We start from the raw sequence: 24,013 nt of genomic DNA, 5'->3' as shown, positions 1-24,013 counted from the left end.
TCTAACCCTCCACATCCAAGCCCATACTGCGAGCGGTGCCCGCAATGGTGCGTACTGCCGCATCCAAAGAAGCCGACGTCATATCCGCTTCTTTTGTATTTGCAATCTCTTCCAATTGCGCACGGGTCACGGTGCCGACTTTTTTGCTGTTCGGAGTACCACTACCCGACTTAATGCCCGCTGCTTTTTTCAGCAACACAGAAGCCGGCGGGGTTTTGGTAATGAAGGTAAAACTGCGATCGCCATAAACCGTGATCACAACAGGAATCGGCAGACCCTTTTCAACACCCTGAGTTTTGGCATTAAATGCCTTACAAAACTCCATGATATTAACGCCGTGCTGCCCCAAAGCAGGGCCAACAGGAGGGCTGGGGTTCGCAGCACCCGCTGCTACTTGCAGCTTGATGTACGCTTCGACTTTTTTAGCCATAATTCACAACTCCTACGGGTGCAAGCGCCGCTAGGCTCCCCGTATCTTTTTAATAAAATTCGCTTACGATTTTTCGACTTGGCCGAATTCAAGCTCGACCGGGGTGGAGCGACCAAAAATCTGCACCGCTACCAACAGGCTGTTTTTCTCAAAATCAACCTCTTCCACCACACCATTAAAGTCGTTGAAGGGGCCGTCAATTACCCGCACCACCTCACCGGCTTCAAACAACACTTTCGGCTTCGGCTTCTCAACACCCTCTTGCACCCGCTGTAGAATATTATCCACTTCACGGTCGCTGATAGGCGCTGGTTTGTCTGCCGTACCGCCGATGAAACCCAAGACACGCGGCACATCTTTCACCAAATGCCATGTTTCATCGTTAAGCTCCATCCGAACCAGAACATAACCAGGAAAAAACTTACGCTCGGAACGACGTTTTTGACCATTACGAATCTCAACCACCTCTTCTGTGGGGATCATAATTTCATCAAAAAGATCATGCAGACCAAAACGTTCAATACGCTCTTCAAGAGAGCGCTTGACGGAATTTTCAAAACCGGAAAAGGCATGCACTACATACCAGCTCATTGATGACATATTAGCCTCCAGAGCCGGTTAGCAGCTGGTAGCCCCACGAGAGGAACATATCCAACAACCACAAAAAGAACGCCACCAAAACCACCACAACCAATACGATTAAGGTGGTTTGCACTGTTTCCTGACGCGTAGGCCAAACGACCTTATGCATCTCAGTACGGGCATCCTGCACAAACAGCCAAGCACCCCGCCCCTGAGCGGTTTGATAAACCACAGCAACAGCAGCAGCCAAGACTGCCAACAGACCTAACACACGAAACAACTGGGACTCTTCGGAGAAGTAGTAAAAACCCGTCACCCCAGCAACCAACAACGCTGCTGCAAGAAACAGTTTTACCCCATCACCTCGGGATTCCCGAACTTCGGCCTTTGCGACCATCACATAACCTTCCCATCAGGAACCGGTTTTACCCGCCACAAAAAAATGGCAGGCCAGGAGGGACTCGAACCCCCAACCTGCGGTTTTGGAGACCGCTGCTCTGCCAATTGAGCCACTGGCCTGTAACACGTGGCGGTAAGCCAAGGCTCACCGCACGAAACCGCTTAAATACTTACTCGAAAATCTTCGCGACGACACCCGCGCCAACGGTACGTCCACCTTCACGAATCGCGAAGCGCAAGCCGTCTTCCATCGCAATCGGTGCGATCAAAGTAACGACCATCTTCACGTTATCACCTGGCATGACCATCTCAATCCCTTCGGGAAGATCACAGGCACCGGTGATGTCGGTGGTACGGAAATAGAACTGCGGACGGTAGCCGTCAAAAAATGGGGTGTGTCGACCGCCCTCATCTTTTGACAAAATGTACACTTCCGCTTCAAATTTGGTGTGTGGGTTGATGCTGCCTGCTTTACACAGAACTTGACCACGCTCCACGTCTTCACGCTTCACGCCACGCAGCAGCACACCGACGTTGTCGCCTGCTTCGCCACGATCCAGCAACTTACGGAACATCTCAACACCCGTACAGGTGGTTTTGACCGTATCTTTGATGCCGACAATTTCAACTTCTTCACCGACATTGACCACGCCGCGTTCGATGCGACCGGTAACCACGGTGCCACGACCGGAGATGGAGAACACATCTTCAATGGGCATCAAGAACGGCAGATCAATGGCACGCTCAGGCATTGGAATGTAGCTGTCCAGATACTCCATCAATTTAACGATGGAGGGGGTACCAATCTCGCTGTTGTCGCCTTCCAACGCTTTCAACGCAGAACCAATAACGATGGGGGTATCGTCACCTGGGAAATCATACAAATCCAACAACTCGCGGATTTCCATTTCAACCAGCTCAAGCAGCTCGTCGTCGTCAACCATGTCCGCTTTGTTCATGTAAACAACGATGTACGGTACGCCAACCTGACGCGCCAACAAGATGTGTTCGCGGGTTTGAGGCATGGGACCATCCGCAGCAGAACAAACCAGAATCGCGCCATCCATCTGCGCCGCACCGGTGATCATGTTTTTCACATAATCAGCATGGCCAGGGCAATCAACGTGAGCGTAGTGACGATTTTCGGTTTCATATTCGACGTGAGCCGTCGCGATGGTAATACCACGCTCGCGCTCTTCCGGTGCATTATCAATATCACCGTAGTCCTTGAATTCGCCACCCATCGCTTCCGCACCCACTTTTGTCAACGCAGCGGTCAGTGTGGTTTTGCCATGATCAACGTGACCGATGGTTCCCACATTCACATGCGGCTTTGTACGTTCAAACTTTTCCTTAGACATCAGGACAACCCCACTCTATTAAAATTAACGACTACATATAAACACAAATTTGGAGCCCATAAGCAGATTCGAACTGCTGACCTCGTCCTTACCAAGGACGCGCTCTACCAACTGAGCTATATGGGCAAACTAAAAACAATCTAAAAGCTCGTCAAAAACCGAACCTCTTAATCCAATATGGAGCGGGTGATGGGGGTCGAACCCACGTCATCAGCTTGGAAGGCTGAGGTAATAGCCGTTATACGACACCCGCATACCCGAACGTATCAGATAAAAAATTGGTGGAGGGGGGAGGATTCGAACCTCCGAAGGCAGAGCCAGCAGATTTACAGTCTGCCCCCTTTGGCCGCTCGGGAACCCCTCCATTACAGAAGCGCGAATCTTACAGAGCACATACCAGAGCGTCAACCACTTCTGGGCATTTTTTTATTACTATTTCACATTATGAATACACGACATTAATAAGAAGCTCATTTTTACAGCTCAACGCGCCAATTTTTGCAGCAAAACCGCCTGCAACGCATGTGGACTTTCCCCCTCAGCAGGCACGATACGCCGATAACAACCATTCGACTGCAACAACCATGATTGGGTATTATCCTGCAAACTGCTTTCCAAACACTCCTCGATCACTCGCTGCTGCAAATTTTTTTGCAGAATCGGAAAACAGACCTCAACCCGTGAGAAAAAATTACGCTGCATCCAATCCGCACTGCCACAATACAGCTCGCTCTGGCCGTTATTTTGGAAATAGACAATGCGACTGTGCTCTAAAAACCGCCCCATAATCGAGCGCACCCGAATATTCTCTGAAAGACCAGAGACCCCAGGCCGCAGACAACAAATGCCGCGCACCAGCAACTCAATGATCACTCCCGCTTGCGAAGCACGGTAGAGCGCCTTGATGATCTGTGGCTCCACCAGAGAATTCATCTTGGCCACAATACGCGCCTCACCACCCTGCGTTGCAATGTGTGCCTCACGTTCGATTTTCTCCAACATGCCACTGTGCAACGTAAACGGCGCTTGCAATAAATGTTTTACCCCCTCCACACAGCCCGGCCCCGTCAACTGCCGAAACACCTTATGCACCTCATCTGCAAGCTCAGCATTACAACTCAACAAACCGTAATCCGTATAAACTCGTGCCGTCCCCGCATGATAGTTACCCGTACCCAAATGTACGTAAGAGACCAAACCCTGTTTTTCACGCCGCACCACCAGCACCATTTTAGCGTGGGTCTTATAGCCCACTACGCCGTACACCACCTGACAACCCGCTTCGTGCAGTTGGTCTGCCAAGTGAATATTGGCTGCTTCATCAAAACGAGCGCGCAACTCCACCACCACCGTCACTTCTTTTCCTGCCCGAGCTGCCTCCATCAACGACTCAACCAAAACCGAATCGCGACCCGTGCGATACAACGTCTGTTTGATTGCCAAAACATTGGGATCCACCGCTGCCTGGCGCAACAACTCGATCACCGGCAGAAAAGATTCATAGGGGTGATGCAATAAAATATCACCCTGTTGCAACAATTCAAACAGGTTCATATCAGTAACAAAAGATTTTGGCAGGCTGGGCGTAAAGGGCGGATATTTCAGCTCGGGATCATCCACCAAATCCAATACCTTAAGCAGGCGATTCAAATTGACCAAACCATCCACGCGATAAAGATCTTCCGCCTGCAACTCAAACTGCCCCAACAAAAACTGAGCAGTCTCTTCAGGACAATTGTCTGCTACCTCCAAACGCACCGCCTGCCCAAAGTTTCTTGAGGGCAATTCACCTTTCAAGGCGCTGAGCAAATTATCAATCTCCTCTTCGTCCACAAACAGCTCACTGTTACGGGTCACCCGAAATTGATAACACCCCGTAATGGTCATCCCGGGGAACAGCTCACCCACATGAGCATGGATCATTGAGGAAAGAAAAATAAAATCGTTTCGCCCTTCGGACAGCTCGGCAGGAAAGCGAATTAAACGCGGCAAAGAACGAGGGGCTTGCACCACCGCCACTCCACTGTCCCGACCAAAAGGATCAATACCATAAAGATTCACCACAAAATTGAGGCTTTTATTCAACAAACGTGGGAAAGGGTGCGCCGGATCCAACCCCAGGGGACTTAAGACCGGTGCAACTTCACGCTGAAAATAGCCCCTCACCCATTCGGCTTGCGCCCGACTCCAACAGGTCCGGCGCACAAAACGGATGTCTTTTTCTTCCATCGCCGGCAGCAACCCCTCATTCAGCAAGCGGTACTGATCCTGCACCAGCTCGTGAGTCAGCTCACCAATTTGACGCAGTTGCTCCTGTGCGCCAAGCCCATCAGCACCCGGTTTGGGCAAAGCCAATGCCAACTGCTGCTTCAGACCCGCCACCCGCACTTCAAAAAATTCATCCAAATTGGTGCTAGAGATACAAAGATAACGCAACCGCTCTAAAATCGGCTGTGACACATCTTCGGCCAACTCCAACACACGTCGGTTAAAGGCCAACAAACTCAACTCACGATTGAAAAACAGATTGAAACCATCAGACTCCGGCATAACCCTGCCCCTCCATCTCTATCGCAACATTAGAGTTCAAATTATACGCCCGAAATTCACAACAAAAGCCACTCATTTCACAAAAACAAAAACAAAAAAAGGCCACCCAAAGGCGGCCTTACATTACACCAATCTAACGAAATTATTACATCACGGCACCGTTGACCAAAAAGTGAACCCAGATACTGGCCGCATAACCCAAGGCAATCGCCCAACTCCATTTCAGGTGCGAAAAGAAGGTGTAAGTGCCACGCGCCTGCCCCATCAAAGCCACACCGGCAGCCGACCCTACAGACAACAAAGAGCCACCGACACCTGCGGTCAGAGTCACCAACAACCATTGCCCTTGAGACATCTCAGGATTCATCGAGAGCACCGCAAACATCACCGGAATGTTATCGATAACAGCAGACAGGACACCCACCAAGATATTGGCGGTTGTCGCCCCCAAACCGGCGTACATCAAGTTGGAGACGTTGCTCAAATAACCCAAAGTTCCCAAACCACCGACACAAAGAATCACCCCATAGAAAAACATCAAGGTATCCCACTCGGCACGCTGCAGCTGCTGAAAAATATCAAACGGTTTCTTTTGTGGACGCGCTGCAATATCAAAACTGCCTGCTGTATCACCCAAGCCCCGTGTCTCACGATGATCGCTCAATTTGAGATAATAACCGTACAGATTCAACACCCCCAAGCCGGTCATCATGCCCAGCATCGGTGGCAGGTGTAAAAAACTGTGGAAAGAGACCGCCATTGCAATGGTCAATAAAAACAGACCAATAATCACATAACCGCCTTTCTTAACCCTTGCATCATCAGCAGCCGCTGGAGGCTGCTCTTTGGGCACAACAAAAGACATGATCAAGGCCGGCACCAGCCAATTCACCAAAGCAGGCAAAAACAAAACAAAGAAACCACTGAACTCAATAATGCCCTTCTGCCACACCATCAAAGTGGTGATGTCACCAAAGGGGCTAAACGCACCACCGGCATTAGCCGCCACAACGATGTTAATGCACGCCACAGCGACAAACTTTTTATTGTCCCCCGCCACCGCCATCACCACCGCCGCCATCAACAACGCCGTGGTCAAATTATCGGCAATGGGTGAAATCATAAACGCCAACACACCGGTAATCCAAAAAATAGTATAGAGAGAGAAACCCTTTGAGATCAACCAGCCGCGCAGCGCATCAAAAACCCCGCGCTCCTCCATCGTATTGATGTAGGTCATCGCCGCCAATAGAAACATCAACAGCTCCGCGAACTCCAAAATATTGTGCCGCACCGCTTTTTCAGCCGTATGGATGTCACCGTGAGAAGCAAAAGCCAACGCCACCAAGATCCAAATCAGCCCCGCCGCCACCATCATCGGCTTGGATTTACGCAGATGAATCTGCTCTTCGGCAATCACCAAGCCGTAGGCCAAAGTGAAGATGATCACTGCCACAATACCAAACCACGTCGTGGTTAAATCCATATTGCTTGCTTCCGAAGCCCAAACGGCTGGAGTCGCAAGCAACAGCAAAATCGAGGCAAACAGCCTCATAACCAACACGCTCATACATTCACCCTTAATCAAAAATAGAGACCCAGCAGAAGCAATGCACAAAATTTTGCCAGAATCCAATGGCGGCACATAGTGCCTACATTCTCACTACAGAGCAAATCCAGCAGCAAAATGACTCGTTTTACACATTTCTGACTCAAGTGAGGTTTAACATTCTCGAATCGACACAACCCATTCGCGCAACGCCAGAAGCTAGGGTAGAATGCAGGGCTTATTTTTGGCTGAGCGAACCACCCGTGCAACGAAACCTTGCAAACGAACGGTCACCTCTTGTCCTCGAATCACATCGCTTTCTAGACTAGACCATCAGGAGATTTTTATGTCTAAAAAACATCCCATCGTGGCTGTTACCGGTTCATCCGGTGCTGGAACCTCAACCGTAAAACGTGCTTTTGAACACATCTTTACCCGCGAAAAAATCAACCCCGCCATTATTGAAGGTGACAGCTTGCATCGTTACAGCCGCGTTGACATGCGTGCTGCCATGCAAACAGCTGAAACAGAGGGCAATCTGAACTTCAGCCACTTCGGCCCTGAAGCCAACTTGTTCGATAAACTGGAAGAGACCTTTAAAAGTTACGGCAACAATGGCACTGGCCAAAAACGTTATTACCTGCACAGCGAACCTGAAGCCGCCGAGCACAACGCACGTTTGGGTGTTAATAAAGAACCAGGTGAATTCACCCCTTGGGAAGACATCGAAGCGGGCAGCGACCTGCTGTTCTACGAAGGTCTACACGGATTAGTAAAAACCGAAGCTGATGATCCTGCACAACACGTTGATTTGGGTGTTGGCGTGGTTCCGATTGTCAACTTGGAATGGATTCAAAAAATCCATCGCGACAAAGCCGAACGCGGTTACTCCGCAGAAGCCACCGTTGATACCATCCTGCGTCGGATGCCCGATTACATCAATCACATCACCCCGCAGTTCTCACGCACCGACATCAACTTCCAGCGTGTGCCCACCGTTGACACCTCAAACCCCTTTATCGCGCGTGAAATTCCCTCACCCGATGAAAGTTTTGTCATCATCCGTTTTGCCGATCCGAAAAAATTCGACATCGACTTCACCTACTTGCGCAACATGCTCGACGGCTCTTTTATGTCACGTCGCAACAGCATCGTTGTTCCTGGTGGAAAAATGGGCTTCGCTATGGAAGTCATCTTGGCTCCCATTATGGAAACCATGCTCAAAAACGCCAAGTAGCCATAAAAAAAGGCGGCCATCAAGGCCGCCTTTTTTCGCTCAAACAAACAAAACCGTCATCATCTCTGCAAAGAAATTAACTTTACTTTCGCCGCGCCAATACCCCTCGGGTCGGCAGCCGCTTCAACCTTCTGTTTCTTTTTGTCCCAAACGATCACCTGCATATTGCCATAGGATCGTTCCAGCTCCTGCAACTCATGCCCCATCCACTGCAAACCGAAAGCCTCTTCGCGACCAAAAGCCCCCTTTTCATACTGAATTTGATCGGGCAAAAATTGATGATGGAAACGTGGCAACGCCACCATCTCTTCTGCCGTCGCACCCTGCTGGAAAGCCAAACTGGACAACAACACCATGGTAATAATACGACTGCCACCGGGTGTACCTAAAATCGCCACCCGATCTTTGTACTCCAAAAACGTCGGCGACATACTGGAGAGCATACGTTTGCCTGGTGCAATAGAATTGGCCTCACCGCCCACCAAACCGTACAGGTTCGGCACCCCTGGTTTAGCAGAAAAATCATCCATCTCATCGTTCAGCAGCACCCCTGTTCCCTCTGCAACAAAACCAGAACCAAAGGGATAATTCACCGACAACGTCGCTGCCACTCGATTACCCTCACGATCCAGAATCGAATAATGAGTGGTATTGCCGCCCGACGTTGCCGGAGCCACACCGGGCAAAATTTCACTGGGAGTGGCTTTGTTTTCACGAATCGAGGCGCGCAAACCCGCTGCATACAGAGGATGAATCAGACGCGCCACCGGCACAGGAACAAAATCGGGATCACCTAAAAACTCAGCCCGATCCCGATAGGCACGGCGCATCGCCTCTACAATCAAATGTTTACGCACCACGGGGTCACGCATGTCAACATCAAACTCTTCCAGTACATTGAGAATCGTGGCCAAGGCCACACCACCAGAGGAAGGCGGTGCCGCCGAAACCAAACGCATACCGTGATACTCCGCTCGGATCGGCTCTCGCTCCACCACCGAATATTGATCCAGATCTTTCTGCTGCCAAATGCCACCGGACTGCGTAACGGATTTCAATAACCGCTGCGCCACCTCCCCTTGATAAAAACCGGCCGCACCGCGTTCAGCCATCTGCTCCAACGTCCAAGCCAGATCATTTTGAACCAAACGTGTGCCGTCTTTTGGCACCTGCCCTGAACGCAAAAAGAGCATTCTGGCATCCGTTGACGCTTGCAAAGCAGCCAGACGAAAACGCGCCATCTGCTGAAACACCTTATCCACCACAAAGCCTTTTTGCGCCAACGTAATCGCAGGGGCTAAGCTGACCGATAACGGCAAACGGCCGTATTTTTCCGACAACAGAGCCAACGCTGCGGGTACACCAGGAATCCCCGCCGCCAAAGGGCCGTTCATGGATAATTCCGCCACAACCTCACCCTTGGCATCCAGATAGAGATTGCGATCAGCCGCCAACGGCGCACGTTCACGACCATCCAACATCACATCGACGTTGTCCTCTGCACTGTGCAGCAACCAAAAACCGCCGCCACCCAAGCCAGAACCGTACGGCTCCACCACCGCCAACGCCGCCGCGACGGCAACTGCCGCATCAAACGCATTGCCACCAGATTCTAAAATCTTAATCCCAGCCGCCGTTGCCAGAGGATGTGCCGACGCCACAGCCACCTTTGGCGGCAATACCGCTTCATCCGCCACCGACCGACCCTGCAATAACAACAACAGCAAAACAAAACAACTCCATCGCCCCATTGCAAAACCGGTCATCTTGCTTACTCCCCTGTCAGCTGGTGGTACTTCAACTGCAATTCATCTTCCGTCTCTTCATGTTCGGGGTCTTTTGGGATGCAATCCACCGGACAGACCTCAACACACTGAGACTCTTCGTAGTGGCCGATGCACTCGGTACACAACGCAGGATCAATTACATAAATCTCATCGCCAGGCGAGATAGCATCATTGGGGCATTCTGGCTCACAAACGTCACAGTTAATGCATTCATCGGTGATCATCAACGACATGTCACAGTCCTCTACTTTAAAGTCATAAAAAATTTAAACATCAGCACAGTTTAACCGATGCGCTGGCGTAACGCAGCTTTCACGCACGGCGGTACAAAGTCACTCACATCCCCATCCAAAAGCGCAATCTCGCGCACCAGGCTAGAGGAAACAAAAGCGTATTCCTGCGCAGATGAAATAAACACCGTCTCGACATCAGGGTTTAACCGCCGGTTCATGCCCGACAACTGCACCTCATACTCAAAATCAGAAACCGCCCGCAACCCACGAATAATCACTGTCGCCTGCTGTTGCTGAGCAAAATCCACTAACAGTCCCGAAAAACCCAAGACGCTCACAGAAGGGCAATCCAGCAACGCCTGCTCAACAAAAGAGAGGCGCTCTTGTAAAGTAAACACCGGTTTTTTAGCGGGACTTTCAGCCACCGCCAAAACAACACGATCAAACATCTTTACCGCGCGATTCAACAGATCAATGTGACCATTCGTAATGGGATCAAACGTGCCAGGATAAACAGCAATTACATTTTTCATAGAACATTCTTGAGAGCAGAAAACACAGGCTTAGGGTGCCGCAATCCCTTTCATCACACAAGTAACTTACAACATCACACTCACTGCTCGAAAAAAAATCAAACCATCAACCAGCCCCAAATAGTAATAATAGTGATGAGCTCCAGTAGAAAAAACGACCAAAATGGCCGCCAGAAGCAACACACCTAAATCAAAAATAAACTGCAATGACGAGTGCAAATACTGAAAAGCCAAACAAACAACCAACAGCAATAAAAACAAACTCAGCCACTTAGCTCCCCTCTCGCCCAAAACCAGTGGCAGCGTCAACAAACCATCTTTGCGATCACAGGCCATATCCCGAACATCAAAAGCCAGAGTAATTGCGACCATAAATAAAAAACGATCCAAAAAAAGATAAACATACGCAACATCAGAGAACAGCTCAACACCACTGTGCAATAACACCAACCCCACACAGACCGTTGCCCAACAGTAAGCGATCAAGACAATCTTCAAACAGGGCACCATGCGCAGACAGCGTCCTCTTATCGGCCACGAATAGAGCAAAACAATCACCACCACATGACCCAAAAACAACCACTCTCTTAGTTCCAATTGAAATGCCAGCAGTGTGGATAGGCCGCCAGACAGAAAAATTGTCAGCAACAGAGCGGTTTTATTTTCCAAATACCACGCAAGAGGTTCAGAGGAGGAATCAAACAAGGATAAAAAAGAGAAACAGCGCGCAAAGTTATAGGAAAACAACGTTGCAGAAAAAACAAACAGCAACAACAGGGGGTCAACGTTAAGATTGAAAAGCAGAAAAGAGGAGGCCGCCAAAGAAGCAGCGGCAGCAGAAATAAAAAAACTGCCGTGAAACAAAAAACTCACAACTGTTTTCAGCCATCTCATTTATAAAACACCCCTGTTTTATAAAAACAACACGGACAAAACCTATTTAATCATGGCGCGACGCCTGAGACCAAGATGCATTACCACCGAACAAATCACAATAACAGCAGCGGTAACCACAACATCAAACCAATGAGTAAAAGGCATGTGGTAATACTCGCTGTCAACGGAACCCGAAATCCAAACATAACGCTCCAACCAAGTACCCGCCAAAATAGAGCATGCCACCGCCCCAATCAAAATTGGATTATGCCGAGCCGCCGTAATTGCCGCCAAGGCTGTGAAAGGAATCACAAATTTGAACACCACAAACGTCGTCCATAACACCCCCAAACCCTCATCCATACTGGAAAAACGCGCCAGCTCATCAGGCAAACGGCCATACCAAATCAACAAATATTGGGAAAAATAAAAATAAGTCCAGAGAATGGTGAAACCCAACATCAACTGTGCCATAAAATTCAGCACCCGAGCATCATACGGTTTTTTTCTTTTCCCAGAAAGATCCAGATAGATTAGAAAAAGTGCAAAGCAGGCCAGAAAACCATGAAAATTACTGACAAAATGATAAGCACCGTAAATGGCACTGTGCCAACCCGGTGTTAAAGTCATTTCAAAATCCCAAGCCACCATCGTGCCATAAAAGACATACACAAACGGAACAATAACCGCGATAAACTTCAAGTTTGCCTTATCCTTATCAGAGCTTTCACTTGAAAGAACCTTTTTTTGCATTTTACAAAAATAAACACACGTCGCAGCGACAATCAAAAAGCCAATAATTTCCCGCGCCACCAAAAATGTATAATTATGCCAGCCAGAAAGGTGCTGACTTTCAGCATCTGCCAACCAAGGAAAAGTCGACTCGCCATTAAAGAGCAGAACCAACAGCATAATAAAGGCAATGGGCAATAGAGAGTTAAACGCCGCCGCATAACCATAAACCTGATAACGCCACTGCGCATTTACCAACACCAAGATAGAGGAGAGTGTTACCCCCCCTATTGCGACGTACAAGACGATTAAAAAATTCGTCGTCAAAATGGACCAGCTACCAAAAAATTCCATGACCTATCAGCTCTTTACTTCGTTAATAAGTTACCCAACACAGCACAATACAATACAGCTCCCAACTAACGGGACACCACATCAAGCAAACCGTTGCGAATATAATTCACCACATGCCAACGCTCTTCGACGGTCAGATCGTTACTGCCACCACCGGCACCAGGCACTCCGTAAGCAGGCATAATGGCACTCCCAAACGTGATCGTACCCCACAGCCAACCTTCACTGATCTCTTGTTGCACCCGCTCATTAATCAAAGGCACCGAAAAAATCTTACGGCTCACCGGCGTATTTGCTTTGCCGTCATAACCGTGACAAGCAGAACAATAAATGTCATACAACTGCCGGCCTTTTCTGAGTGAGAGCGCATCTACTGCAACAGGATTCAGCAAGGCATCTGACTCTTCTCTATTAGCCACTGTAGTCGCTTTACCCGTAACGGCAATGGAACGCTTAGGAAAAGAACGCATCTGCAACTCACCACCTGCGCCTACAATAGCAGGCTCCTGAGGTTTAATACTGATCTGATTGCCCATATCAGTAGACCACGGCCAAGCGTAAAGCGAAGGGACATAACTATAAGCCAACAAGCTCAACAGGATCAATGGCCAGTTTTTCATGCAATTTTCTCCCACTTAACATCAACGGCAGAGTGTTCTTCAAATAAGGCCTTTAAATGACTGAGCAACAACTCATCCGTCTCCACAATCACCACCACTTCATCCACACTCGAAGCTTCGTTATAGAGCTCTTTATTTCTGTTAAACAACACCAGCATGCTGTTTTTAAACAGCCCAGACATCAACATAAAACCAAAAAAAATCGACCAAACAGCAAAAAAGATGAACATCTCATAAATCAAAACGATGTTACTAATCAAAGGAATAACCGGCTTTCCTCCCACCGGCTGCACCAAAAATCCAGCCTGCGCAGAGGCCAGAAAAATAAAACCAAAGACCATTCCAAACACCGCGCCAAAAAAAGCAAAACGGGCAATGTAAACAGGACGATTGCCTAAAACCTCATCAATTTCTGGATGTTCTATCGGAGAATTAAGGGTCACATCGTCAATACTGACACCCGCCACCCTTTCGCTGCGTATATCTTTGATTGCATCAAAGGCATAATCAAAATCCTTAAACGATGCAAGCATTCGATGATTTTTTTTCATTTTAAATCCTGTGGCCTAGTAACAATCAGGCAATGCCATGCTGGTTAAAGTGAGCAACGTATTTCATATCCGTACCCTTAAGGTGGTTAATCAACAGCGAGTTCAAAAAAGCCGGCAATTCATCAAACACCGTTTCATCACCCAATTCAATTCGGTTTTGATACTCAATCACCCGACCAACCAAGAGATTATGCTCCGCTTTATGCGCTTTATAATCAGGATAATTGCTCTTCGACATCAACTCTTCTTCATGACTGAAGTTAACCTGAACGTATTCTGCAAGCTGAGACACCATTTTTTTCAACACACCTCGGTCTTTTCGATGTGATATTGCCGCATGCATTTCATTGGTCAAGTCGACCAAATTTCTATGCTGCTTATCAAGGGAGTCAATACCAACAGAAAAACCTTTATTCCAACGGAAGGTATCTTCACGATGGTGGTACACCAGTTCCTTCACTTCATACATTGAGATGGACGGAACAATTTTGACAAAAATCAAAAACAGCATGCCAAACCAGCCAAAGCTGCCGAAGATAATCGCCCATTCAACAAAACTGCCCCACATAATGTCAAACTGATGCACCTCGTGCGGCATGGCCAACGTCGGTGCCACAATCATCCAGCGCTCGGTGAACATGCCTAGATTCAAAAGCAACGAAACCACAAACATAACCGACAGATTATTTCGTAACTTTTTCGATAAAAAGGCAAAGGGAACAATAAAACCACAGAAAATCATTGTCCAGAAAACCGGTGCATAAGGCCCTGTCGCTTTGCCAATCAAAACCTCTTTACTGTAAACGTCATGCCCATACCAGACCGAGGCAAATTCAACCAGATTGAGGTAACTCCAGATCATCGCGATACAAAATGTCAACAAACAGACTTTTTCGAGAATCGGCTTGGTCATGTACTTCTCAAACTTGAAGAAATAGCGCAACATAATGAACAAGGTGATGATTGCTGCACAGCCCGAGTAAAGAGCACCGGAAACAAAATAGGGAGGGAAACTGGTGACATGCCAGCCCGGCATGATCGAAACCGCAAAATCAGCCGAAACAATCGAGTGTACAGAAACGGCGAGTGGAATCAGAAAACAGGCCATCAAGAAATAGGTCTGCCTAAAATTTCGCCACTGCCTGTCACTGCCCGTCCAACCGGCAGAAAGAATGCCATAAAGACGTTTACGCCAACCCGTTGTATTATCTCGACAAATAGCCAAATCAGGAATCATACCAATGAACAAAAACAGCACCGAAGAACAAAGATAAGTGGTAATCGCAAAGGCATCCCAGATCAGAGGCGAGGTAAACGCAGGCCAAATACCACGGTCACTGACGTAAGGCAGCACCCAATACATATTCCAGACACGCCCCAAATGAATTACGGGGAAAATAGCCGCAGTCAAAAGAGAAAAGGTGGTCATCGCCTCAGCAAAACGATAAATCGGTTTACGCCAATCGGCACCAATCAATAACAAAATCGCCGACAATAAGGTTCCCGAATGGCTCATGCCGATCCAAAAAACAAACGTCGCAATGTACATATCCCAATAATGAGGATTATTTAAGCCCGCCACGCCCATGCCGGTATTGTATTGATAAACCTCCGCGCTGATGCCAACACAGAGCATCAATACACAGACCACCAACGTCACCCAATAAAGACGACGGGGGCGTTTCATACTGTCTAAAACATCCGCATTAATCTGAGCCCAAGCTATATCTTGGTTAATCTCTTTCTCTTGCATAACGATTTTTCTCGTTCTCTAAAGCTCTAAGGTGCTAGGAAAATTAAATATCCGTATCTCTCATACGCTCCAGATACATTACCGAAGGATCAACACCCAGCTCCTCAAAAATACGATAACCACGCTTGTTTGGATCACTTTTTTCTTGCTCAGTGACCCGACGTTTTACCTCATGCTCTTTCCAAAGCCCAGCAACCTGACTGCTCTCATCCAAGGTATCGCCAAACACAATGGCAGAGGAAGGACAGGCCTGCACACAGGCGGGGACCACTTCACCATCCATCACATCACGGTCTTCCATCTTAGCGGTGGTTTTTACCGCCTTGATACGCTGAACACAAAAAGTACATTTTTCCATCACGCCTTTATCACGCACGGTAATGTCAGGATTCAATTGATGATTTAGCGGCTCTGGCCAAGCGGTTTCAAGATAGGAAAAGTTATTAAAATAACGCACTTTAAAGGGGCAATTGGTACCGCAGTAACGGGAACCAATACAACGATTATAAACCTGTGCATTCAAGCCGTCGGGGGTATGGTACGTTGCCACCGCTGGGCAGACCGGCTCACAGGTGGCCGCCCCACACTGCTGACACATCATCGGAATAAAACTAGCCCCGTCTTCAGGATATTCGCTTTCGGGTTTATCCCAATAACGTTCAATGCGCATCCAGTGCATCGCTTGCCCCGCCTCAAATTTCTCTTTGCCCACCGTGGCCAAATTATTCTCGGCATAACAAGCCGTTGAACAGGCGTTGCAGCCTACGCATTGATCCAAATTAATCGACATCGTCCAACGATGTTCGTAATCGTGATGCCCACCCTCTTCGATGCCCTTGCGGTACTTTGACCAGTTATCAACAATATTTTTAATCGACATAACTAAACACCTTGAGGTTTGTAGGTTGGCACGGTACGGACAAATTGCCGCCCCTGCTGCGAATCAGTACCGCCCATGCGCACCAAAGTGCCCGTTGCATCCATTTTTTCCAGTTTCACCGCCGTGGCGTACATGGCCAACTCCCCTGTCACCTTTTCCTGTTTAAGATTCAATATGGTCAACGGGTTCACCCCAACCCCCTCGGCATAACGCCCATACGACGCATGACCCTGACCCAACGGCACCGCCACCACATTTTTATGCACTGACTTGGTTAGGTACGCCTTGACCTCAAAAGAACCGCTCTCAGAAGCAACCTTAATCACGTCGCCATGACCAATACCCATATCTTCAGCCGTGCTGGGGTGCAGTTCCGCCCACGAGTCCCACACCACTTTGGTGATCTGATCCGGTGACTCTTGCAACCACGGTAAATTGGCATGACGACCGTCAAACAGACCCAAGCGGGGTGAAGGCACCAGCATTAGGGGGTAGCTCTCATTCGTAACGGACATCAGTGGATCAGCGAGACGAACTTCGATACTGAAGTTTTTCTCCCCTCCTTCCATTTGAATCTGCCCTGAACTCAAGGTTTTTTGCCAAAAGGCCTGAGCACTCTGCAACGGATCAGCCACTTGCTCTTGGATACCGGCAACGGCGTTACGCAAGTAGGCATAATAATCCTTGAAAGCCGAATACTCTTCAGGTCGAATCATTTTCAACAACTCCAGCATCACATCACCCAGACCTCGGGTTTCGCTGTGCAGCGGCTCCATCAAGGGCTGCTGAAACCCGAGCACACTGCCGGAAGGCTGGTAACTGGCAACGTGCGTACCCCAATCTTCCAAATGAGAAGAAAGCGGTAAAACCACATCCGCCTGCATCGCGGTCTCATCAGGAAATTGCGCCAAAGCTACTTTCAGAGCGACGTTGTTTTTCAGGTTTTGTGCTAGATTCAAACTCTCGGGCGCATTGAAAAGTGGATTGGCTCCATGAAAAAAGACCACGTCGAGTTTTTTCTCCACAACGGCCTGAGAAAAGGCCAACAGATCGGCGGTTGAGCCATTTTTAACCTGCAACTGCGGCAGTGGAAATTCCATCGAGGGCACAATGGTCTTACCAATGTTGCCCAAAATCAGGTTCAGCAGTTGCACAGCGGCAACGGCGGCATAACCTTCCTCCTGACCTTCAACCGCAGCACCGGCCAAAACCAAACTGGGGCTGCGACGCTCCAGAGCCTTGGCAATGCGGCGCAACAGGTCGTACTCCACACCAGTGGTTTCCGCCACCTTACGAGCATCGTAACGCCCCACAAAATCGACAATCTCTTGTGGAACATCTTGCGCAATTTCCGGCTTACCGTGGTTTAACAAATAATTGGCAATACCCAACGCCAGCAGACCTTCACTGCCGGGAGGAGCCGCCACCCACAGATCCGCATTGGCACCGGTCAGCGACATTTTGCTCTCAACCTGTATCAAACTGCCGCGATTGGGCAGCGCCCGGAATTTAGAAAACTGCCCCGCAAAATGCACCGGAGAAACCCAGGTGCCAAGGAAGTCCGCCCCAAACGAGAGGATCAACTCGGCCTTATCCAAACGCAATGTTGGCGACTCATCGGCAAACATCGCTTTATTGACCGCGCTCAAGACCGCCGTATTCACCACCTCATAGGCGTAGTGATGTTTTGAGTTCAGCGCCTGCAGATGATGTTGCAACAAAACCTGCTGATGGCCACTTATCGTGCCGGTGAACCAAGCCGTTCGATCCGCCTTATCAGAAGTCGTCCCCACACGCTCACTGATCAGTTCAAAAGCCTCTTCCCAGCTGCTCGGTACCAACTGACCTTTTTTGCGCAGCAGCGGCTGCGTAATACGGTCAGGATTGTAGTGCGCCTGCAACCCCGCCTGCCCCATCTGGCAAGACTTGCCTGCATTAATAGGCGACTCTGGGTTACCCTCCAGTTTCAAAGGCCGCCCCTCACGCACCCGACCATGCACACCGCAGCCAGCGGAACACTGCAAACACATGGAGGCATACCAAACACCCAGCCCTGGCACCATATCCTCCGTGGGCAACAGGTAAGAGACAACGTGCTCTTTGCCCTCTTCCAAATTCACCATGCTGGGCGCATCACAACCAATTAAAGCGCCACTGGCTCCGGTCACACCCAGCAGCTTCATGAAATCTCTGCGACTTATTTTTGCATTCATACGTTATCTGCTTTCACCCATTAACATCAGTTCGGTTTTACAACCTACTTGTGACACGTCCAACAATCCCCAGGACCGCCGTTATTTTCATGACACTCAACACACCAACCCATGGTCAGCGGCTTGACCTTGCGCGCCGTTGTCATGCTTGCAATGTCGCCATGACAGACACCACACACTTCACCTGCTTTCTGAATCGGGAAATCAGGGTCAAAAATGAATTTTTTAAGGTGTACTTCATGAGTGAAGTGCACAAAGTCGGGCATGTCATGGACTTTCTTCCAAGGCGGCGAGATGCCCTTATCCCAAAACTGTTGCAGCTTTTGAATCTCGGGCTTGTCTGTGGCAATGATTTTATGACAACCGATGCATTTACTCGTCGGTGGGATACCCGCCACTTTGCTGCGACGGGCATAAGTATGACAGTAGAGGCAGTTGATCTTATTATCCTTTACATGGATATTATGAGGAAAATCAATTGGCTGAGACACTTCAATGCCATCATACTCACCCTCTGGCAGCACTATTTCTGCCTTATTTTCTGCCGCTCTTAACTCAATGGGCAACAGAAAACAGGCAAACAGCACGCTAAAAAGGAGGGATAAAGAACGCTTTTTAATAAGATTAAAATTCATTTTTTCATACACGCCAGGGTTATGGCCTCAAATTATCACGCGAAAAAATGCCCAATCACGACTCAATCAACATCAGCTCATGATCGGAACACCTAAGATTAGAACACCAAAACATTTAAACAACCTTAATAAACATAGCATATTTTAAAAAAACACCAATTTTTATATAAATAAGATAAAATCTAAGCTTAAAAACAAAGAGTTATAAATATAATAATATTATGATATTGGATGCATAAAACCAACCACAAAAGCCCTTCCCTTATCCAAAATTCAGCGCCAAAATAGAAACTAAGGAATTATTTAAGCCAAATCAGCGAATAAAGATTGACTCTCACGGGCAGCTTGCTTATTAATCACCTAAAACCCGATTCATCCAATGAGGAAACACCCTATGACAGCCACCCGCATCATCCAAAGCCTATCTAGCCTTTTACTTCTGTCTTTACTCAGCTTCAACAGCCACGCAGGAGGCCAGATCAATTTTGGCACCTACGTCATTCACTACAATGCCATTAACACCGAAATCTTGGATCGCACCGTGGCCAAAAGTTACGGCATCAAACGCAGCAAATATCGCGGCATGATGAACATTGCCGTGATCAAAAAAACCGCCGGTACCATCGGCGTACCGGTTAAAGCCACCATCACCGCCTACGCCCGCAACCTCAATGGCCAAATCCACCCGATGGAACTGCGCGAACTGCACGAGCAAAGCGCGATTTATTACATTGCCGAATTCACCGTACAGCAACACGAAGTACTCAATTTCGTTATCAACGTCACCCCAGAAAAAACCGGCCCCAGCATCCCCATCAACTTCAGCCAACAGTTTTTCACTGACTGATCCAGCCCATGAGCCAACTTGAATCCACCACTGCCCCCCTCAGTGACGCAGCACGAGAATCGTTTTTAAGCGCCCTCAAAATAATCCTGCCAGCAGAAGCGCTGCTGCATGAGGCGGAAGATCTGCGCCCCTACGAATGCGATGGCCTCAGCGCCTATCGCAACTTGCCGCTGGCCGTTGCATTACCTGCAACACTGGAGCAACTGCAAGAGACCCTAAAAATCTGCCACCAAATGCAGATCCCCGTGGTGGCTCGTGGCGCAGGTACCGGCCTCTCCGGCGGTGCGCTGCCACACTCACAGGGGCTGTTGCTCAGTCTGGCCAAGTTCAATCAGATCTTAGAGATTGACCAAGCCAACCTCAGCGCCCGCGTGCAGCCTGGCGTACGTAATCTGGCCATCAGCGAAGCGGTGGCGCATCTGGATCTCTACTACGCCCCTGATCCCAGCTCGCAGATCGCCTGCAGCATCGGCGGCAATGTGGCAGAGAACTCCGGTGGCGTTCACTGCCTCAAATACGGCCTCACTCTGCACAACGTCATGGAAGTGAACATCGTCACCATCGAAGGTGAACTGATCACCCTCGGTGGCGCAAGCTTGGACACCCCCGGTTACGACCTGCTCGCCACCATCGTCGGCTCCGAAGGTCTGCTCGGCATCATTGTCGAAGTGCGGGTCAAGCTGATCCCCAAACCGGCCACCATCCAAGTGTTGTTGGCCGCCTTTAACCAGCTCAACGACGCGGGCAGCGCCGTCGCTGCCATCATTGCGGCGGGCATCATTCCAGCGGGTTTGGAACTGATGGACAAACTCTCCCTGCAAGCAGCAGAGGATTTTGTCCACGCCGGTTATCCCACCAATGCCGCCGCCATTTTGCTCTGTGAGTTGGACGGCGCTGAGGCCGAAGTGGGTCAACAAGTCGAAGAGGTCAGACACCTGCTGCAAATGCACGGGGCCAACGAAGTACGACTGGCACGGGACGAACAAGAACGCCAACAGTTTTGGAAAGGCCGTAAAGCCGCCTTCCCAGCGGTGGGGCGATTGGCTCCCGACTACTACTGCATGGACGGCACCATCCCGCGCTCCCGTCTTTCAGAGGTGCTGGAAAAAATGGCTCAGCTCTCCGAGCAGTACCAACTGCCGGTGGCCAACGTCTTTCATGCCGGTGACGGCAACCTGCATCCACTGATTCTTTACGACGCCAATAACGACGGTGAACTAGAGAAAGCCGAGCAGTTTGGCGGTGATATTCTCGAACTCTGCGTGGCCGTCGGTGGCACCATCACCGGCGAGCACGGCGTGGGCATCGAGAAGATCAATCAGATGTGTGTGCAGTTCAACAACCTTGAGTTGCTGCAATTTCACGCCCTCAAAGCCGCCTTTGACCCCAGTGGCCTGCTCAATCCAGGCAAAGCCGTACCAACGTTGCACCGCTGCGCTGAGTTTGGCGCTATGCACGTTCACCACGGCGAACTGCCCTTCCCTGACCTGCCACGTTTTTAACCACCGCTTTTAATAACGGACTCTCATGCCTGATAACGACCTCAGCAGCGCCTTGCAAACGGCGCTGCAAACCGCCCAACGCGACAACACCCCGCTCAACCTCAATGGCGGTGGCAGCAAAGCCTTTTATGGCCGTTTGCGCAGCGGCCAAACACTCGACATCAACGCGCATCGCGGCGTGGTCAACTACGCTCCTGAAGAGCTGGTGATCACCGTTCGTTCTGGCACCCCGCTGGCGAGAGTCGAAGCGTTGCTGGCAGACAAACAGCAGATGCTGCCCTTTGAACCACCGCACTTTGGCACAACAGCCAGCATCGGCGGTACCGTTGCCTGCGGCCTTTCTGGGCCTGCTCGCCCCTATCGCGGTGCAGTGCGCGATCATCTGCTCGGCTGTCGAATCATCAATGGCAAAGGAGAGCAGCTCAAGTTTGGTGGCGAGGTAATGAAAAACGTCGCCGGATACGATGTCTCACGCCTGATGGTCGGCGCACAGGGCACACTTGGCCTGCTGCTGGAGGTCTCGATCAAAGTCCTGCCAATGCCCAAACAAAACCTCACCCTCTGCCTAGAGCAAAACGAAGATGAGGCTCTTCAGACCTTTTCCCGCTTAGCCAATCAGCCCCTACCCCTGAGTGCCGCCAGCCATTATCAAGGCGTCAGCTACCTGCGTCTCAGTGGCAGCGAAGCGGGCGTTGCAGCGGCCAGAGCAGCCATTGGCGGTGAAGAGTTGGACAATGCCGCCCATTTTTGGCAACAAGAGCGCGAGCAGAAACACGACTTTTTTGCCAATCCAGAACAGCCCTTATGGCGATTCTCCCTACCACCGGCCAGCGCACCGCTGGCACTGCCAGAGCAGTATCTAAGCTGGGGCGGCGCACAACGCTGGCTGCGCGGCGATCACGACGCCGCGCTGCTGCGCCAACTGGCTCAGCAGCACGGCGGTCATGCCGAGCTGTTTCGTGGTGACAGCCGTGAAGCGGACAACCTACCACCGCTGGAACCTGGCTTGCTCAAACTTCACCAGCAGGTCAAACACGCCTTTGATCCGCAGGGCATTTTAAATCCCGGTCGCCTCTACCAAAAGATCTAATTTATGCAAACTCAACTCGCCCCTTTTGCCAAAAACAGCAAGGCCGGTCGCCGCGCCGAAGAGATTCTCCGTCAGTGTGTGCATTGCGGTTTTTGCACCGCCACCTGCCCCACCTACCAACTGCTCGGCGACGAGCTGGACGGCCCTCGGGGACGCATCTATCTAATCAAGCAGTTTTTAGAAGGTCAAACGACCGGCGAAAAAACCCGCAGCCATCTGGATCGCTGTCTGCACTGCCGCAGTTGCGAGACCACCTGCCCTTCTGGGGTTGAGTACGGGCAGTTGCTGGAGATCGGCAAACAGATGCTTGATGAAACCGCCCCTCGCAGCACCTTTGAACAGTTAACTCGTAAAGGCTTAGCCTACGCCCTGAGCGATAAAAAACGCTTTTCAGCACTGCTCAAAGTGGCGGCCATCAGCAAGCCCTTTCTGCCCAAAACGCTAAAAAACAAACTGCCCAAAGCGATCAGCGAAGCGGGTAACTGGCCGAGCAAGCAGCACCCACGCACCATGCTGATCCTTGATGGTTGTGTGCAACCGAGCCTCAGCCCCAACATCAACAGCGCCACTGCGCGCATTTTAGATCGCCTCGGCATCACGCTTATTCGACTTGAACGAGATGGCTGCTGTGGTGCCGTCAATCAGCATCTGGGGCAACTTAAAAACGCTAAAATGCAGATGAAACAAAACATCGACCTCTGGTGGCCAGAAATTGAAGCGGGAGCCGAGGCGCTGGTGACCACCGCCAGTGGCTGTGGCGCGTTTATTCAACAGTACGCCGAACATTTGGCCGACGAACCGGAGTACGCTGACAAAGCGAAAAAATTGGTCGCTCTCTGCAAAGACATTGCCGAGATCGTCAACAATGAAGATCTGCAAAAAATCACACTGAAACAGTCTCAAGACAACATCAGCTATCACCCTCCCTGCACTTTGCAGCATTGGCAACAGCAACCGCAGTTGGTGGAAAAATTATTGTCGCGGCTGGGATTTAAGATCAACCCACTAAAAGATGGCCACCTCTGCTGTGGTTCAGCAGGCACCTACGCCATCACTCAACCGAAACTCTCGCAACAACTGCAAGAGCGCAAATTAGCACAGCTCACCTGCCATCCCACGGAGATGATTGTTTCGGCCAATATTGGCTGCATTAATCATTTGCAAGCAGGCTGTGATATTCCGGTGAAACATTGGGTTGAGTTATTGGATGAGGTTGTTTGAGACGGTTCTAAGCTACTCACTGGACAGACTCGTTGTACGAATGTGATACTTTGCAACACTATGTACCACATTCGCGGG

General features: G+C 49.8%; 22 protein-coding genes and 4 tRNA genes. 5 read left to right on the top strand and 21 right to left on the bottom strand.

The window, feature by feature from the left end; translation table 11 throughout:
• Position 1 precedes the first annotated feature (1 nt).
• The 10 genes from rplK to nhaD form a co-directional block, all read right to left on the bottom strand.
• Positions 2-430, bottom strand: coding sequence for a 50S ribosomal protein L11 (gene rplK / locus Q9O24_11840; GenBank protein ID MDQ7075811.1), 429 nt, complete (start codon positions 428-430; stop codon positions 2-4).
• Between the two features lie 63 nt (positions 431-493).
• Complete coding sequence (nusG, locus tag Q9O24_11835; protein ID MDQ7075810.1) at positions 494-1,030, bottom strand: transcription termination/antitermination protein NusG; 537 nt, start codon at positions 1,028-1,030, stop codon at positions 494-496.
• A gap of 1 nt (position 1,031) precedes the next feature.
• On the bottom strand, positions 1,032-1,409 hold the full coding sequence (gene secE, locus Q9O24_11830) for a preprotein translocase subunit SecE (protein ID MDQ7075809.1): 378 nt from the start codon (positions 1,407-1,409) through the stop codon (positions 1,032-1,034).
• A gap of 46 nt (positions 1,410-1,455) precedes the next feature.
• Positions 1,456-1,531 (bottom strand) — tRNA-Trp (locus Q9O24_11825).
• Positions 1,532-1,581: 50 nt separating this feature from the next.
• Positions 1,582-2,772, bottom strand: a complete 1,191-nt coding sequence (gene tuf / locus Q9O24_11820) for an elongation factor Tu (GenBank protein MDQ7075808.1) — start codon at positions 2,770-2,772, stop codon at positions 1,582-1,584.
• Positions 2,773-2,822: 50 nt separating this feature from the next.
• Positions 2,823-2,898 (bottom strand) — tRNA-Thr (locus tag Q9O24_11815).
• Between the two features lie 52 nt (positions 2,899-2,950).
• A tRNA-Gly gene (locus Q9O24_11810) sits at positions 2,951-3,025 on the bottom strand.
• Positions 3,026-3,051: 26 nt separating this feature from the next.
• Positions 3,052-3,136: transfer RNA gene (locus Q9O24_11805), tRNA-Tyr, on the bottom strand.
• Between the two features lie 119 nt (positions 3,137-3,255).
• Positions 3,256-5,322 (bottom strand): polyphosphate kinase 1, encoded by a 2,067-nt coding sequence (gene ppk1, locus Q9O24_11800; GenBank protein MDQ7075807.1) that lies wholly within the window; start codon positions 5,320-5,322, stop codon positions 3,256-3,258.
• A 145-nt stretch (positions 5,323-5,467) separates the two neighbouring features.
• A complete protein-coding gene (gene nhaD / locus Q9O24_11795; protein ID MDQ7075806.1) occupies positions 5,468-6,877 on the bottom strand; it encodes a sodium:proton antiporter NhaD in 1,410 nt (469 codons plus the stop codon).
• 340 nt (positions 6,878-7,217) lie between these two features.
• Between nhaD and Q9O24_11790 the strand changes: the two genes are divergently transcribed.
• A complete protein-coding gene (locus Q9O24_11790; protein MDQ7075805.1) occupies positions 7,218-8,108 on the top strand; it encodes a phosphoribulokinase in 891 nt (296 codons plus the stop codon).
• A 59-nt stretch (positions 8,109-8,167) separates the two neighbouring features.
• On the opposite strand, the gene ggt is transcribed toward Q9O24_11790, so the two are convergent.
• The 11 genes from ggt to Q9O24_11735 form a co-directional block, all read right to left on the bottom strand.
• A complete protein-coding gene (gene ggt / locus Q9O24_11785; GenBank protein MDQ7075804.1) occupies positions 8,168-9,874 on the bottom strand; it encodes a gamma-glutamyltransferase in 1,707 nt (568 codons plus the stop codon).
• Positions 9,875-9,879: 5 nt separating this feature from the next.
• Entirely contained in the window at positions 9,880-10,128 is a 249-nt protein-coding gene (locus Q9O24_11780) for a YfhL family 4Fe-4S dicluster ferredoxin (protein ID MDQ7075803.1), read from the bottom strand.
• Between the two features lie 50 nt (positions 10,129-10,178).
• Positions 10,179-10,661: a pantetheine-phosphate adenylyltransferase gene (gene coaD / locus Q9O24_11775; protein MDQ7075802.1), complete on the bottom strand. Its 483-nt coding sequence runs from the start codon at positions 10,659-10,661 to the stop codon at positions 10,179-10,181.
• A 66-nt stretch (positions 10,662-10,727) separates the two neighbouring features.
• A complete protein-coding gene (locus Q9O24_11770) occupies positions 10,728-11,534 on the bottom strand; it encodes a UbiA family prenyltransferase (protein MDQ7075801.1) in 807 nt (268 codons plus the stop codon).
• Between the two features lie 63 nt (positions 11,535-11,597).
• Positions 11,598-12,623 carry a hypothetical protein gene (locus Q9O24_11765; GenBank protein ID MDQ7075800.1) on the bottom strand — a complete coding sequence of 342 codons (1,026 nt, stop codon included), beginning with the start codon at positions 12,621-12,623 and terminating at the stop codon, positions 11,598-11,600.
• 65 nt (positions 12,624-12,688) lie between these two features.
• Positions 12,689-13,243 carry a c-type cytochrome gene (locus Q9O24_11760; GenBank protein ID MDQ7075799.1) on the bottom strand — a complete coding sequence of 185 codons (555 nt, stop codon included), beginning with the start codon at positions 13,241-13,243 and terminating at the stop codon, positions 12,689-12,691.
• Positions 13,240-13,794: a DUF3341 domain-containing protein gene (locus Q9O24_11755; protein ID MDQ7075798.1), complete on the bottom strand. Its 555-nt coding sequence runs from the start codon at positions 13,792-13,794 to the stop codon at positions 13,240-13,242. Before Q9O24_11755 ends, Q9O24_11760 begins: the two co-directional genes overlap by 4 nt.
• A 25-nt stretch (positions 13,795-13,819) precedes the next feature.
• A complete protein-coding gene (locus Q9O24_11750) occupies positions 13,820-15,481 on the bottom strand; it encodes a bacteriohemerythrin (protein MDQ7075797.1) in 1,662 nt (553 codons plus the stop codon).
• A gap of 109 nt (positions 15,482-15,590) precedes the next feature.
• Entirely contained in the window at positions 15,591-16,427 is an 837-nt protein-coding gene (locus Q9O24_11745) for a 4Fe-4S dicluster domain-containing protein (protein ID MDQ7075796.1), read from the bottom strand.
• 2 nt (positions 16,428-16,429) lie between these two features.
• Complete coding sequence (locus tag Q9O24_11740) at positions 16,430-18,640, bottom strand: molybdopterin-dependent oxidoreductase (protein MDQ7075795.1); 2,211 nt, start codon at positions 18,638-18,640, stop codon at positions 16,430-16,432.
• A gap of 44 nt (positions 18,641-18,684) precedes the next feature.
• On the bottom strand, positions 18,685-19,275 hold the full coding sequence (locus tag Q9O24_11735; GenBank protein MDQ7075794.1) for a cytochrome c3 family protein: 591 nt from the start codon (positions 19,273-19,275) through the stop codon (positions 18,685-18,687).
• Positions 19,276-19,669: 394 nt separating this feature from the next.
• Between Q9O24_11735 and Q9O24_11730 the strand changes: the two genes are divergently transcribed.
• From Q9O24_11730 to glcF, 4 genes are read left to right on the top strand one after another with little or no spacing between them, the layout of a single operon-like run.
• On the top strand, positions 19,670-20,122 hold the full coding sequence (locus Q9O24_11730) for a DUF4426 domain-containing protein (protein ID MDQ7075793.1): 453 nt from the start codon (positions 19,670-19,672) through the stop codon (positions 20,120-20,122).
• 8 nt (positions 20,123-20,130) lie between these two features.
• Positions 20,131-21,624 (top strand): FAD-linked oxidase C-terminal domain-containing protein, encoded by a 1,494-nt coding sequence (locus Q9O24_11725; GenBank protein ID MDQ7075792.1) that lies wholly within the window; start codon positions 20,131-20,133, stop codon positions 21,622-21,624.
• A 25-nt stretch (positions 21,625-21,649) separates the two neighbouring features.
• Positions 21,650-22,714, top strand: coding sequence for a glycolate oxidase subunit GlcE (gene glcE / locus Q9O24_11720; protein MDQ7075791.1), 1,065 nt, complete (start codon positions 21,650-21,652; stop codon positions 22,712-22,714).
• A gap of 3 nt (positions 22,715-22,717) precedes the next feature.
• Positions 22,718-23,935 carry a glycolate oxidase subunit GlcF gene (glcF, locus tag Q9O24_11715; GenBank protein MDQ7075790.1) on the top strand — a complete coding sequence of 406 codons (1,218 nt, stop codon included), beginning with the start codon at positions 22,718-22,720 and terminating at the stop codon, positions 23,933-23,935.
• Positions 23,936-24,013 lie beyond the last annotated feature (78 nt).

This window comes from Gammaproteobacteria bacterium (assembly GCA_030949385.1).
Taxonomy (GTDB): Bacteria; Pseudomonadota; Gammaproteobacteria; order JAUZRS01; family JAUZRS01; genus JAUZRS01.
This window is presented reverse-complemented; position numbering and strand designations above follow the sequence as displayed.